This window comes from Corallococcus sp. AS-1-12 (assembly GCF_020036995.1).
GTDB lineage: Bacteria > Myxococcota > Myxococcia > Myxococcales > Myxococcaceae > Corallococcus.
Genome location: NZ_JAIQDD010000007.1, coordinates 225041 through 238821 on the forward strand (window position 1 = coordinate 225041; position 13781 = coordinate 238821).

General features: G+C 72.1%; 14 protein-coding genes. 3 read left to right on the plus strand and 11 right to left on the minus strand.

Annotated elements, in window-relative coordinates; all coding sequences use genetic code 11:
* Positions 1-74 precede the first annotated feature (74 nt).
* The 10 genes from K8556_RS14720 to K8556_RS14765 form a co-directional block, all read right to left on the minus strand.
* The gene (locus tag K8556_RS14720) at positions 75-920 is read right to left on the minus strand and encodes a hypothetical protein (protein ID WP_223740700.1); all 846 of its coding nucleotides are present in this window, start codon (positions 918-920) and stop codon (positions 75-77) included.
* A 23-nt stretch (positions 921-943) separates the two neighbouring features.
* Positions 944-1405: a PTS sugar transporter subunit IIA gene (locus K8556_RS14725; RefSeq protein ID WP_223740701.1), complete on the minus strand. Its 462-nt coding sequence runs from the start codon at positions 1403-1405 to the stop codon at positions 944-946.
* 192 nt (positions 1406-1597) lie between these two features.
* Complete coding sequence (hpf, locus tag K8556_RS14730) at positions 1598-2254, minus strand: ribosome hibernation-promoting factor, HPF/YfiA family (protein WP_223740702.1); 657 nt, start codon at positions 2252-2254, stop codon at positions 1598-1600.
* Positions 2255-2517: 263 nt separating this feature from the next.
* Positions 2518-3306 carry a hypothetical protein gene (locus tag K8556_RS14735; protein WP_223740703.1) on the minus strand — a complete coding sequence of 263 codons (789 nt, stop codon included), beginning with the start codon at positions 3304-3306 and terminating at the stop codon, positions 2518-2520.
* A 16-nt stretch (positions 3307-3322) separates the two neighbouring features.
* Complete coding sequence (locus K8556_RS14740; protein WP_223740704.1) at positions 3323-3961, minus strand: GNAT family N-acetyltransferase; 639 nt, start codon at positions 3959-3961, stop codon at positions 3323-3325.
* A gap of 60 nt (positions 3962-4021) precedes the next feature.
* Positions 4022-5542 carry an RNA polymerase factor sigma-54 gene (gene rpoN, locus K8556_RS14745; RefSeq protein WP_223740705.1) on the minus strand — a complete coding sequence of 507 codons (1521 nt, stop codon included), beginning with the start codon at positions 5540-5542 and terminating at the stop codon, positions 4022-4024.
* Positions 5543-5795: 253 nt separating this feature from the next.
* On the minus strand, positions 5796-6536 hold the full coding sequence (gene lptB / locus K8556_RS14750; RefSeq protein ID WP_223740706.1) for an LPS export ABC transporter ATP-binding protein: 741 nt from the start codon (positions 6534-6536) through the stop codon (positions 5796-5798).
* Positions 6533-7165: an LptA/OstA family protein gene (locus K8556_RS14755; RefSeq protein WP_223740707.1), complete on the minus strand. Its 633-nt coding sequence runs from the start codon at positions 7163-7165 to the stop codon at positions 6533-6535. The genes lptB and K8556_RS14755 overlap by 4 nt, the downstream gene beginning before the upstream one ends.
* Complete coding sequence (locus K8556_RS14760) at positions 7162-7728, minus strand: hypothetical protein (RefSeq protein WP_223740708.1); 567 nt, start codon at positions 7726-7728, stop codon at positions 7162-7164. The genes K8556_RS14755 and K8556_RS14760 overlap by 4 nt, the downstream gene beginning before the upstream one ends.
* A gap of 13 nt (positions 7729-7741) precedes the next feature.
* A complete protein-coding gene (locus K8556_RS14765; protein ID WP_223740709.1) occupies positions 7742-8695 on the minus strand; it encodes a lysophospholipid acyltransferase family protein in 954 nt (317 codons plus the stop codon).
* Positions 8696-8713: 18 nt separating this feature from the next.
* Between K8556_RS14765 and astB the strand changes: the two genes are divergently transcribed.
* Together astB and K8556_RS14775 are read left to right on the plus strand one after the other, a co-directional pair.
* Entirely contained in the window at positions 8714-10036 is a 1323-nt protein-coding gene (gene astB / locus K8556_RS14770; RefSeq protein WP_223740710.1) for an N-succinylarginine dihydrolase, read from the plus strand.
* Positions 10037-10169: 133 nt separating this feature from the next.
* Complete coding sequence (locus tag K8556_RS14775; protein ID WP_223740711.1) at positions 10170-10694, plus strand: aminoacyl-tRNA deacylase; 525 nt, start codon at positions 10170-10172, stop codon at positions 10692-10694.
* Between the two features lie 5 nt (positions 10695-10699).
* On the opposite strand, the gene K8556_RS14780 is transcribed toward K8556_RS14775, so the two are convergent.
* Complete coding sequence (locus K8556_RS14780; protein ID WP_223740712.1) at positions 10700-13300, minus strand: O-antigen ligase family protein; 2601 nt, start codon at positions 13298-13300, stop codon at positions 10700-10702.
* Positions 13301-13486: 186 nt separating this feature from the next.
* On the opposite strand from K8556_RS14780, the gene K8556_RS14785 reads away from it, so the two are divergent.
* Complete coding sequence (locus tag K8556_RS14785) at positions 13487-13762, plus strand: hypothetical protein (RefSeq protein ID WP_223740713.1); 276 nt, start codon at positions 13487-13489, stop codon at positions 13760-13762.
* Positions 13763-13781: the final 19 nt, after the last annotated feature.

Consider the following 13781-nt stretch of genomic DNA (forward strand, 5'->3'; position numbering starts at 1 on the left):
TCCAGGCCCCCGGTGGGCCTCCGGTGAGTCCTACGGCGAGGAGGGGCGCACCATTGCGACAGCGCGCGACCGGCTCACAGCCGCACGGTGGTCCCGCGCGTCACCAGCGCGGCCAGTCCCTGCTTCGTCTGCGCGGCGGTGCGCAGGTGCAGCGTGAGCGCGCCCAGCTCGCGGATCCACGTGGCCGCGTTCGGGCCCAGGCCGGAGAAGAGCACGGACAGCGGCGGCGGCTGGGGCAGCTTCCCCGTCCAGTAGCCCAGCACCTCGTCGCGCTCCGGCAACACCGGCAGCTTCAGGCGCTCCTGCTCCCGCGTCAGCAGCCGCTCCAGCTTGCGCGGCAGGTTCACCTGCCAGTGCACCACCGTCTTCGCCGGCCGCCAGGCCCAGTCCGCGAAGGCGAACCGCTCGCGGACCGCGTACTCCCCCCGGCCCTGCGTCACGAAGACGCGGTCCGGCGGGAACTCCGGGAAGGGGTCCCACTGCCCGGCCAGGAGCGACGCCAGCCCCTGATCCCCCGGGGGGCGCCGGCGGAAGTTGTCCCGCACCACGCGCGCCGCCTTCGCGTCCCAGTAGGGATAGGCCGGGTCCTCCACCATCAGCGCCAGGTTCAGCGCCTCGTCCCACTCGTCCGCGTAGCCGCCGGGGGACCCGCCCACCTCCCAGCCGCCGGGCGCCTCGCGCCAGGGCTGGAACACCAGCCGGTCCACCAGGTCCATCCACCCGTCCGAGTCCACCGACCCCACGCCCCCCGGCAACGCCGACGAGGCCAGCCGCTGGCAGAGCGTGAACGCCTGCGCGTCACCCAGGTGGTTGGACAGGGCCTCCAGCGCGCCGGAGGCATCTCCCATGGCGCGCGTGAAGAACGGCAGCACCTGCTCGTGGAAGAAGCGGTCGTTGATGGGACGCAGGACGACGTCCATGCGGGGCGTCTCCTGTCAGGCCCTCAGGGCCGGGCGTCTTCCTGGACGATGAGGGCGTGGATGTCCGCGGCCGTGGGCGCCTCCAGGATGGCCGCCCGGAAGCGCGGGTTCTTGAACAGCCGCGAGATGCGCGCCAGCGCCTTCAGGTGCACCCCCGCGCTGTTCTCCGGCGCCACCAGCGCGAAGAACAGGTGCGTGGGCTTGCCGTCGATGGACTCGAAGTCCACCCCCGCGCGCGACACGCAGAAGGCCGCCTGGAGGCTGTCCATGCCCGCCAGCTTGCCGTGGGGGATGGCCACGCCCTCGCCAATGCCCGTGCTGCCCAGCTTCTCGCGTTCCTGGAGCACCGCCACCAGCCGGTCCTCGCGCAGATTCGGATGCGCCCGGGCCAACGTGGCACTCAGCTCGCGCAGCACCTCCGGTTTCGTCCGGGCCTGCATGTCCGCGACGACCGCCTGGGGGCTGAGGAAATCGGCGATTCTCAATGGCGCTCCCGCACTGGCGCTCCGGGCCGGCAATGATTCCTCGGCCGGCAATTACTCCTCACACTGGATTCGCGCAAGGGTCGCCTGGGCGGTGGCAGGCGCTTCGCTCACTGCGCGTCACCCAGGCCCCAGGCCCGGGCCCCGGGCCCGGGAATGCCCCGGACCCGGTTCCCCGGCACGGACGGTTGCCCGTCAGGTGCCGGTGGCCGCCACAGGCGCGTCGGGCAGGTGCGGCTCAATCAGGCCGAACCCCCCCTCCTTGCGTCGGTAGACGATGGACAGCGCCTGGGACTGCTGGTTCTGGAAGACGTAGAAGTCGTTGTTCATCAAGTTCATCTGCATCACCGCGTCATCCACGGACAGCGACTGGATGGCCAGGTGCGTGGTGCGCACCAGGCGGGCGACGCCCGACTCGGCCACCGGCGCCTGGGCGGCGGCGGCGGGCGCGGCCTGGGTGGCGGCGGGCGCGGACGCCTCGGCGGTCTCCTCCGGCTCGTGGACCTCGAAGACGTCGTGGCGGACCTTCACCAGGTCCTGGCGGTGGTGGACCTTCTCCTTGCCGTGGTGCGACTTGAGCTTGTCGCGGTAGCGGCGGAGCTGCCGTTCGATCTTGTCCATCGCCAGGTCGATGGACGCGTACATGTCATCGCTCTTCTCACGCCCCCGGAGGATCCAGGCGCCGGAGTGGATGGTGATGTCCGCGTGATGCAGGTGCCGCTCCAACGACAGCACCACGTGGGCCTCACCAGCCCGGTCCAGCAGTCGGTTCACCCGCTCGACCTTTTCACGGGCGTACTCCTTCAGGGAATCCGACGCTCCGAACTGACGGAAGGTGATGTTGAGCTGCATGCGTGGCTGCCTCCTATGGAGAGAGGTAAGCTCCGTGACAGATCAGAAACGGAGCCCACGCCGAAAGCAACCCGGCCCCCCAGGTTGGAACTTCCCGTCCACGGCTCGCGCTCGCGAAAGCGACCGCCATAGGACACGTCTGGTGTCCGCTGCCTGTCACGGCGGGGGGATTCCGACCCGGGCCCCATTTTCCGGTCCGCCATCCCCCACCCCCGGTGCGTGGCGCTCAGGCCAGCAACATGCCTCCGGCTCACCTGCCCGGCTCAGGGCACCACGGAGAGCACGAAGTCCTGCGAGTGGAAGATGGCGCCCGAGCACGACGCCACGCCCGTGCACTCGCTCACGACGCCCTCCAGGTCCGCGCCCAGCGTCAGGGTGTGGTTCGCCTGCGGGGTGCCCGCGGGGATGGCCACGGTGGACGTGTTGCCGTCCTGCGTGACGGAGAGCACGCCGGGCGCGCGGCCCCCTTCGCGCAGGAGCAGCGCCTCCACGGGACCGGGCGTCTCCGTGGAGGGCTCCCAGCGGAAGGCGTAGGACTGCCCCACGCGCAGCTTGTCCGGGGTGCCCTCGCCCTGGAACGTGAACTTGCGCTTGGCCTTGGCGTTCTTCACCACCAGGCGCACGGTGCTGGAGGCGTCCTGCAACTGCACGACGAGGTCCTGCACGGGCTCGCGGCCCCACGCGGCCGGGTCGAAGTTGAAGTAGACGCGGCTGTTCTCACACGCCTCCGCGCGCCCGCCCACGTCCGACGCGCCGCCCGGCACCAGCGTCATGGGCTGGCCGTTGAGGGTGGCCGTCACGTCGTCCGCGAAGCGCGAGCACGGGCCGTCCGCCGCCACCGAGTAGCTGACGGTGACCCGGTGCGCGCCCTGCGCGTCCGGCGTCTCCGCGTCATCCACGTCCGCCAGCGCGAAGGTGAGCGAGCGGTCCGACAGCTCCGCCAGCGTCATCACCTTCGTCTCGCCGCCGCTACAGCCGGTGAGCGCCACGAGCGCCCCCAGGGCGGTGAGGCGGGAGACGGTTCGACGCGGGCTCGGAGCAAGGAAGGTCATGGCGGCCGGCACCCTATCACTCCCGCGCCAGCAGTCCTTCGAGCCGCGCCTTCACGCCGGGCCACTCCGTGTCGATGAACCCGTAGTACGCGCTGTCCCGCACCACGCCGCCGCGCACCAGCATGTGGTGGCGCAGGATGCCCTCGAAGGAGGCACCCAGGCGCTCGATGGCCGCCCTGGAGCGCGCGTTGCGGCTGTCCGTCTTGAGCTGCACGCGCATCACGCCCAGCGACTCGAAGGCGTGCGTGAGGAGCAGGTACTTGCACTCGGTGTTCACCCGCGAGCGCCACGCCCGCCGCGCCAGCCACGTGGAGCCGATTTCGAGCGTGCGGTGCTCGCGGGAGATGTCCAGGTAGCGCGTGGAGCCCACCACGGCGCCGCCCGCCAGCTCGCGGATGGCGAAGGGCCGCTCGGTGCCCGCGGCGGCCGCCTTGAGCGCGCTGTCGACATAGTCCGCGACGTCCGCCTCCGTGCGCAGCACGCGCGAGAAGTGGGCGAAGACCTCCGGCTCGCAGACCGCCGCGAGCGCGGGCACGTGCTCCAGCGTCAGCGGCTCCAGCCGCACCGCCCTCCCCTCCAGGGTGACGGGCGGGACGACGAGCGGCACGGGGTCACGGCGGGGAACGTCGGCATCGGAGGGGAGCACGGGGTCCATGGACCCGCTTCATGCCCCAAACCGGCCCTGGCGTGCAGGGCCGGTGAAGACAGGCACGGCTCAGAAGTACTTCTTGCGCTTGCTGCTGGGGAGGATGCCCAGCACCTCGCGGTACTTGGCCACCGTGCGGCGGGCGATTTCGGTGCCCTGCGAGCGCAGCAGCTCGACGATCTTCTGGTCCGAGTACGGGTTGCGAGGGTCTTCCTGCGACACCAGTTGCTTGATGTGGTGCTTCACGGCCTCGCTGGCCGTGTCCTCGCCGGACACGCGCGCGATGGACGAGTTGAAGAAGTACTTCAGCTCGAAGATGCCCTGCGGCGTGTGCACGTACTTGCTGGTGGTGACGCGGCTGACGGTGGACTCGTGCATGCCGATGTCCTCCGCCACGTCGCGCAGGATGAGCGGCTTCAGGTGCGCGATGCCCTTGTCCAGGAAGTCCCGCTGGAACTTCACGATGCTCTCGGTGACCTTGTAGATGGTCCGCTGCCGCTGGTGGATGGAGCGGATGAGCCACATCGCGCTGCGCAGCTTGTCCTGGATGAACTCCTTGGTCTGCCCGGGGCTCACCGCGCCCGTCTTGAGCGCGTTCCGGTACATGCCGGAGATGCGCAGCTTGGACAGGCCGTCGTCGTTGAGGACCACGGTGTAGTCGTCGTCCCCCAGCTTGTAGACGAAGACGTCCGGGGTGATGTACTGCGCGTCATCCCCGCTGAAGTTGCGGCCCGGCCGCGGGTCCAGCTTCGGGAGCAGCTTCGCCGCCGCGACCACCTCGTCCAGGGTGACCTTGAGGTCCTTGGCGATGGCCGGCAGGTTCTTGCTCTCCAGGTACTTCATGTGCCGCTTGATGATGAGGCCCAGCAGCGCCGCGTTCGGGTCCTTCATCGCCTGCAACTGGATGAGCAGGCACTCCTGCAGGTCGCGCGCGCCGCAGCCCCGGGGCTCCAGGTTCTGGATGCGGCGCAGGGTGCGCTCGGCCACGTGCATGGGCACGTCCGCCTCGTTGGCCAGGCGGATGAGCGGGTCGCCCTCCACTTCCGGCAGCTTGAGGTAGCCGTCGTCGTCCAGGTTCCCCAGGATGAGCACGCCCACGCGGCGCTCGGCCTCGTTGAGCCGCAGCGTGCCCAGTTGCTCCTGGAGGTGGTCGACCAGGTCCTCCTTCTTCACCATGTTGGCTTCGAACGACGGCAGGTCGTCCGTGGCCACGTTGCCCTTGTTGGAGGCGGTGGTGGGCTCGTTGAACTGGTAGCTGTTGAGGTAGGACTCCCAGTCAATCTCCGGGGGGCCCTCGCCGTCCGCCTTGAACTCCTGGGCGGTCTCCGGCGTCGCCGACGGCAGGTCCACGTCGCGCGCGATTTCCGTGTTGTCCGCTTCGAGCGAGGCCTCGCCAGGCTCCTTCTCACTCACCTCCCCGGGCATGCCCTCCTCGGGCTGCTCCAGCAGGGGGTTCTGCTCCATCTCCTCGCGGACCTGGTCCAGGAGCTCCATTCGCGAGAGCTGGAGGAGCTTGATGGCCTGCTGCAACTGGGGCGTCATCACCAGTTGCTGCGCGAGCTTCAGGCTCTGTTTGAGTTCCATCGCCATGTGGGGGCGTCTCCGGAAGGCTTGCGTGCCACCTGATTGGAGGTTCCAATCAAGGACCGTGCCAACCTAACAAGGACCCCCGGCCACGTCCAGTGGCCCAGCGCATGGTTTCTGATTTGCAGTGTCTAAAAATCCGCTGGAAATCCGACAGGTTGTCGCAACCCCTGCTCGCCTGGCTGATGTTCAAACGTCGACGCAAAAGTGGGGCCAACTTCACCCCGAGCATCTGGAGACATACGGGGAGGGCGGCTTTTCACGGAGCCTGGAGACGGAACCGGTCTCCCAGGTAGACGGCCCTCGCGCGGGCCGAGCCGGCGATCTGCGCGGGGGTGCCCTCTTCGAGAATCTGCCCCTGTGCGATGATGTAGGCCCGGTCGCAGATGCCCAGGGTGTCCTGGACGTTGTGGTCGGTGATGAGGATGCCCAGGCCCCGCTCGCGCAGCAGGTGGATCTGCCGCTGGAGGTCGCCCACGTTGATGGGGTCCACGCCGGCGAAGGGCTCGTCGAAGAGGATGAAGCGGGGGGCGGGGATGAGGCTGCGGGCGATCTCGGCGCGCCGCCGCTCGCCGCCGGAGAGCGTCTCGCCCCAGGACTCGGCGACGTGGGAGAGGCCGAACTCCTCCAGGAGGGTGTCCGCGCGCTGCTTGCGGTCCTGGGCGGTGAGCCCCTTCTGGAGCTCCAGCACGGCCAGGAAGTTCTCGCGCACCGTGAGCTTGCGGAAGACGGAGGCCTCCTGCGGCAGGTAGCCCACGCCCCGGCGGGCGCGGCGGTGCATGGGCAGGTGGGTGAGGTCCTCGTCGCCCACGCGCACCCGGCCCGCGTCCGGCGTCACCAGGCCCACCACCATGTTGAAGCTGGTCGTCTTGCCGGCGCCGTTGGGGCCCAGCAGGCCCACGACCTCGCCGGGGGCGACGTTGAAGGACACGTCCCGCACCACCTGGCGGCGGCGGAAGGTCTTCTGGAGCCCTTCGGCGAAGAGCTTCGCGCCGCTCATGGCGTCGGGCCCGGGGGCTTGGGCGCGGGGGCCTTCCTGCGGGTGCCGGGGACGGCGGTGCTGGACGGGGAGTCCACGAGGATGCGGGCGTTCTCCACCTCCAGGCGCTCGTTGCCCAGGATGAGGCGCACCTTGGTGCCGGTCAGGTAGGTGTTGCCCTGGCGGGCCTCCGGGGAGCCCGTCACCACCAGCACGCCCGAGGGCACGTCGTAGTCGGCGCGCTCGCCCCGGGCCTGCCGGTCGCCGTCCACGGCGCGCACGTTGCCGGCGCACACCACGCGCGTCACCTGGCGGGTGGCGTTGTAGTAGCCGGTCATCTTGTCGCAGCGGATGTCCATGGTCTGGTGCTTCACCACCACGTTGCCGGTGAGCACCGCCTGGTTGCGGTCGCCGGTGACGTGGTCCGCGGACAGGTCCACCGGGTTGCGCAGGCCCGTGGGCGCCAGCGACGTGCCCGGCGCGGGCGGAGGCGCGGCCGGAGTGCCCGCGTCGGGGGCCGCGGGCTTCGCGGCGGGGGCCCCCGGCTTCGCGGCCGGCGTGGCCTGCGCGACGACCGGAGCGCCAGGAGCGGCGGCCTGGGAGGACGCGGGCTGGGCCAGGAACAGCGCCATCACGAGGAACTCAATCACTCCGTCGCTCCACCCAGCACGGCGTGGACCGTGCCCTCGAAGGTGAACGTCTGGTCCGCAGCGGACAGCGTGAAGCGGTCCGCCCGCATCTGGTAGTCCGGGCCCCTCATCGTCACGCCCTCGTCGCCGTGGGCCCGCCGCGCGTCCGAGTCGTAGGTCAGCCGGGGGGTGTTGGCCACCAGGCCCTCCGCCGTCTGGACGACGACCCCGCCCGACCCCACCCACCTCTTGGACGCGAGGCTGCCATCCATATTCGGCGCGGTGATGACGGTGTCGGCGCGCGAGGCGCCGCTTGAGCCGGCGGTCGAGCCGGCGGCCGAGCCCTTGGCGGGCGGCAGGCGCACGACGACCTCGGTGGCCTGCACCTCTCCGCCCGCGCGCCGGTAGAGGACGCGCGAGGCGGTGCCGGAGACCTGGAGCGTGTCGCCCTCGTAGGAGCGCAGGTGCGCGCCCTCCAGCACCACGTCCGGGCGCGGCTCGTTCGCGGCGCCCGGGGCCGGGCGGCGCGGCGAACAGCCGGTGGCGAGGAGTCCCAGGAAGCTCAGGGCAAGCAGGCGCGGCACGAGGCCCTCCTTATCACCGCGCCGGGGCGGACGGTGCGCCGGCGAGGGCCGGGGGAACGTCCTCGGGAGGACGCGTCTTCCAGCGCTGGTGCATCCACACCCACTGTTCGGGGGCGCGGCGGATGGCCGCCTCGATGCGCTGCGACAGCGCGGCGGTGAGCGCCTGCACGGCCGCTTCACGCTCCGTCGCGTCCGGGTGCGGCAGCTCCTCCATGGTGAGCCGGTAGCCCTGGCCGTCCCGCTGGCAGAAGCCCACCACCACGGCCGCGCCGGTGCGCAGCGCCAGGTCCGCCGCGGCGCGCGGGGTGGCCGCCAGCTCCCCGAAGAAGGGCACGAAGACGGACTGCACCTTGGTGTCCTGGTCGATGAGGATGCCCAGGATTTCACCGCTCCGGAGCGCGCGGAGCATGGCCCGGGCCGCGCCCTCCTGGCCGCGCCAGATGCTGCGCACGCCGCCCTTCGCCCGGAAGTCCTCCACCAGCGCGGTGAGGCGCGGGTCGCTGGTCTCCTTCGCGATGCTCTGGCTGGGGTAGCCCGCCTTCGCCACGCGCCGGGCGAGCAGCTCCCAGTTGCCCACGTGGCCGGACACGAAGACGACGCCCTTCCCCCTGGCCAGCGCGGCCTCCAGCACCCGGCGGTCCTCGTCCGGCCAGGACACCAGGGCCTCCAGCCCGGAGTCCAGCGCCCGCGCGGAGGCGACCTCCAGGGCCGCGGCGGCCAGGTGGCGGAAGGCGTCACGGGCGAGCGCGTCACGCTCCGCCTGGGTCCTCTCCGGGAAGGCGCGGGCCAGCGACTGGAGGGCCTTCCTGCGCTCCCCGCCCGCGAGCGTGTAGGCCCAGCCGCCCAGCGTCATGCCCAGGGCGCGCGCCGTGTCCAGGGGCAGGAACTGGAGCAGGCGCAACATCCCGGCGATGAGCAGGTAGCGCAGGTAACGCTTGAGGCGCTTTGTTAAAGGGGGACGCTCCACGACGCGTCTCCATATCCCATGCGCGAATACAACTTCGACGGCCTCATTGGTCCGACCCACAATTACGCCGGCCTCTCGCCGGGCAACCTGGCGTCACAGCACCACGGCGGCCAGCCCAGCCATCCCCGGGAGGCGGCGCTCCAGGGGCTGGAGAAGATGCGCTTCGTGTCGGAGCTGGGCGTGGGACAGGCGGTGCTGCCGCCCCAGCCGCGCCCCTCGCTGCGCACCCTGCGGGCCCTGGGCTTCACGGGCTCCGACGAGGAGGTCATCACCCGCGCCGCGCGCGACGCGGAGCACCTCTTGCGCCTCACCTCCAGCGCCTCCGCCATGTGGACGGCGAACGCGGCCACCGTGGCGCCGTCGGCGGACACCGCGGACGGCCGGGTGCACCTGACGCCCGCGAACCTCACGCAGATGTTCCACCGCGCCATCGAGGCGGACACCACGCACGCGGTGCTGCGCGCCATCTTCGCGGACGCGAAGCACTTCCAGGTGCACGCGCCGCTGCCGGGCGCCTCGCACTTCGCGGACGAGGGCGCGGCCAACCACACGCGCCTCTTCACGCCGGGGCACAAGGCCGTGCACCTGCTCGCCTGGGGGCGCAGCGCGTGGCAGGACGTGAAGGGGCCGCGGCGCTTCCCCGCGCGCCAGACGCTGGAGTCCAGCCAGGCCCTGGCGCGGCTGCACCAGTTGGCCCCGGAGCAGGTGCTGCTGCCGCAGCAGCACCCGGACGGCATCGACGCGGGCGCGTTCCACACGGACGTGCTCGCGGTGGGCAACGAGCGCTTCCTCATGCTGCACGCGCTGGCCTTCGTGGACCACCCCAAGCTCCTCCAGACGCTGCGCGAGAAGCTGGGCGACGCGTTCCGCTTCGAGGTCGCGACGGACGCGGAGCTCCCGGTGAAGGACGCCGTGCGCGCCTACCCGTTCAACTCGCAGGTGCTGTCGCTGCCGGACGGCTCCATGGCCATCATCGCGCCCATCGAGAGCCGCGAGACGCCCACCGCCCGCGCCTTCCTGGAGCGCGTCGTGGCCGGGGACAACCCGGTGAAGGCGGTGCACTACCTGGACGTCCGGCAGTCCATGAACAACGGCGGCGGTCCGGCGTGCCTGCGCCAGCGCATCTCGCTCACGGACGCGGAGCGCGCCGCCATCACCGCGGACGTCTTCTACTCGCCGGCCCTGCACGAAGGGCTCGCGGCGTGGGTGCGCAAGCACTACCGCGACGTGCTCAAGCCGGAGGACGTGCGCGACCCGCAGCTCGCGCGCGAGACGATGACCGCGCTCGACGAGCTGACGCGCCTGCTCAAGCTGGGCAGCGTGTACGACTTCCAGCAGTGACGTGAGCGGGCCCGCCCGCCTGCCCTCCGGCGCACCCGACGAGGGCAGGCAGCCACGGCCGTTCCGTTCGAGTGGCGAATGGCCGCCTGCGTCGTCCGGACACACCTTGTAGGAGAAGGAGGTGATGTCCCCCATGATTCCGAGTGCCATTCAGAGTTACCTGCGGCGCCATCGCGTCCTCTTCGAACGGTACGCCCACGCCCGGGCGGTGACGGCGACGGAGCTCGTGGACGCCCTCAACGTGCCTAGCGCTCGCGTGGCCAAGTCCGTCATCGTGCTGGCCGACCGGCAGCCCTGGATTGTCGTCGTGCCCGCGCTGGCGACCGTGGACCTGCGGCAGGTCCGCCACACGCTGGGCGTGCGCACCGCGCGGCTCGCCGCCGAGTCCGAGTTCGCCGACCACTTCCCCGACTGCGAGACGGGCGCCGAGCCTCCCTTCGGCGAGCTGTACGGCCTGCCCGTCGCGATGGACGAATCCCTGAGCGCCAACGAGCGGCTGCTGTTCCGCGCCGGTTCGCACGAGGAGGCCCTGGAGATGCGCTTCCAGGACTTCGCGCGCCTGGAGTGGCCACTGGTCGCGTCCTTCATCCAGCCGCTCTCGCGTGAAGAGGAGCGGCGGTACGGAGCATCCGTGGAGGACTCAGGCGCTCCGGCCTGAGGCCCTCAGGGAGGGGGGGCGTCGCTGACCGCCGGTGCCCCCGGCGGCTCCAGCTCCCGCCCCTTGTGTGCGTCCTGCAGCGCACGCTCGCGTTCTTCCAGCCGCGCCGCCCAGGCCTCCCCCTCCGCGCGCCGTGCGTCATCGAGCGGCATGAGGCGCAGGCCTTCGTGCACCGAGCGCGACGCCGCGTCGTAGCGCGACAGCAGCTCCTGCAACCGGGCCACCGCGAAGTGGCTCTCCGGGCCGGGCAGCAGCCCCACGACCGAGCGGCGCTGCTCCAGCGCGCGGGCCAGCAGACCTTCCTGTTCGAAGCTGTCCGCCTCCAGCGACAGCAGGCGCGCGCGCTGGCGCAGGTCGGTCAGGTACGGCGCCACGGCGGCCAGCGTGTCCCGCGATTGGCGCGTGAGCCCGGCCTCCTGCTGCCGCGTGGACAGCGTGAAGGCCAGCTCCACGTCGTGGGGGAAGCGCTTCACGAGCGCCTCCAGGGACTGGAGCGCCTCCGCGCGCCGGCCCTGCGCACGCCACACGTCCGCGCGCAGCAGGTGCGTGGCCAGTGCGTCCGGGGCGCGCCGCTCCACCTCCGCGCAGGCCGCCTCCGCCGCGGGGAGCTCTCCCTGGGCCAGCCGTCCGCGCGCCTCCTGCATCCACAGCGCGGTGGCTTCGGGCCGGCCCTCGAAGTGCTCACGCGCCCAGACGAGCCATTCGAGCCCCAGCGCGCGACGCGACGGCCCGGCGAGCAGCGCCTCCGCCAGCTCCACCACCTGCCCGGGCGCTTCGGGCGTGAGGGTCTTCAGCTCCTCGACCGTGCGGGCCCGGGGCATCGCCTCGCTGATGAGCACGCGCGTGTCCCCGGCCTCGTGCGCGAGCCGGTACTCCAGGAAGGCCTGCTCGCGCCGGCCCAGGTGCAGCAGGGCCCTGGCGGCCACGCGGTGCGCGGGCGCGTCCAGGGGGCGCAGGTACAGCGTGTGATTGACGAAGCCCAGCGCGTCCTTCGCGCCTTCCGCGCCATCCGACACGGAGGCCATCGCCATCAGCCGGTACAGCAGGTAGTCCGCCGGGTGCGCGTCGATGAGCTGAAGTCCCAGCGCTCGCACCTCCGCGCCCGGCGCCCGCGCCGCCACGCGCTCCGCCAGCAGCGCCTCCGCGTCCGCCATCCTCCGCCGTCCCGGCACGAGCGCGACGAGCATCACGACCGTGAGCCCCACCGCCAGCGCCAGCGCGGGCCTGACGGGCAGCGTGCCCGTCTTCGTGCGGCGCGCGGCCATGCGCTCGGCCTCACGGGGCCGGGCCACCGCGCCCAGCACCACCACCACCGCCACCGCGCACGCGGGCAGCTCCAGGCTGAAGTCGAAGAGGTTGTGCAACGCCAGCGCCGCCACGCCGGACAGCGCCGCCAGCTCCACGGGCCCGTGGTCCTCGCGCCGCACGCGCTTCACGAAGGCCCAGAGGGCCAGCCCGAGCAGCAGCAGTCCCGGCACGCCCCACTCCGCCGCCACCTGCAGCACCGCGTTCTCCGGGTGCGTGAAGGTGTTGGGGTTGGGCTCGGTCTGGTAGCGCGGGAAGGCGGCCTCGAACGCGCCGCGCCCCATGCCCAGCACCGGGAACGCGCGGGCCGCGCGGGCCATCATCGGCCAGGGCTCCATCTTGCCGCAGCGCAGGGACTCCACGCCGTCCACGGTGCGCGCCTCCGCCCACAGTTGATCCGCCGCCAGGTACGCGCCCACGGACAGCGTCGCCAGCAGCCCCAGCAGCACCGCCGCGCCCTTGCCCCACGCGGGCCGGGCGGGGGTGCGCGCCTCGCGACGCTGCTTCACCAGCCACGCGGCGAGCAGCACCTGCCCGAAGACGAAGAACACGATGCCCGCGCGAGACAGCGACAGCAGCACGCCCGCGCCGGAGACGAGCGCCGCCATCGCGAAAGGCCATGCGCGCGACCGCGGCTGCTTCGACAGCGCGAGCCCCACCGCCACCGTCGCGCACAGCCCCAGGAAGCCCGCCAGGTGGTTGGGGTTTCCGAACGGCGTCACCAGGGGCGGACGCGCGTGCACGTACGCCCGCAGCCCGAACAGCGCCTCCACGCCGAACAGCGCATGCCCCAGCCCCACCGCCGCCACCGCCGCGCCCGTGAACGCCAGCACCGCGAGCAGCCGCTGCCGCGACGCGCGAGCACGGCACACCTGCACCGCCGCGACGAACGTGAGGAGGTAGGCCGCGTGCTTCGCCAGCTCCCGCCAGGTGGCGGAAGGCTCCAGCGACACCGGCCGCCAGCCCGTGAGCCCCAGCGGAACGAGCACGTCCTCGCGCAGCGCCGCGGCCTCCGGGCTCACGACCGCGAGCAGCCCGGGGGGCAGCGGCACGAGCTGCAACGCGCACAGCAGCACCGCGCCCACCAGCGGCGCGGCGAAGAGCGGCACGCGAGGGGTCTCACCCTGCCGCCGGGCGCCCACGAAGGCCAGCACCGCCGCGGCCCCGGACAGCACGCCCAGCGGCCAGGACACCCAGCGCGCCGCGCCGCCGAGCGCCACCGGGCCCAGCACCACGAGCGCCGCGAGCGCGGCCTCCGCGTAGACGGTGTACCGGGAGACGCGGTGGGAGCCAGGAGCCATGCGCGGCGCGGGAGTATGTCACGCTCCTCGCGGACCTCCGGGGCGTGTCCCCCGGCCAGCGGACGCGGCGCCTGGACGCCTCCTCCCCTGGCGCGGCCTGCCTCCAGGGCGGGGGCCCGCGAATGAACGGGCCGCCCGGGACACCGCTTGCATCCGGGGAACCATCTGGCATCTTCCCCCGACCCCATGCGTCGCTTCCTGCTCACCGCCGCCGTCCTCTGCGCCTCCCTCTCCGGACTCACCGCGTGCAAGAGCGCTTGCCGCGAGTTGTCCGAGAAGCTCTGCGAGTGCGCCCTGAACTCGGTGGAGAAGCAGGCCTGCCAGCAGCGCGCCGCCGACGAGGAAGGCCGCGTGGAGCCCACCGCCGAGGACGAGATGGTCTGCGAGGCGAGGCTCGACGGCTGCGACTGCCGCGCCATCGAGACCGAAGAGGGCAAGAAGGCCTGCGGCCTCGCCCGCTGAAGCCACGCTGCCGCGAGGC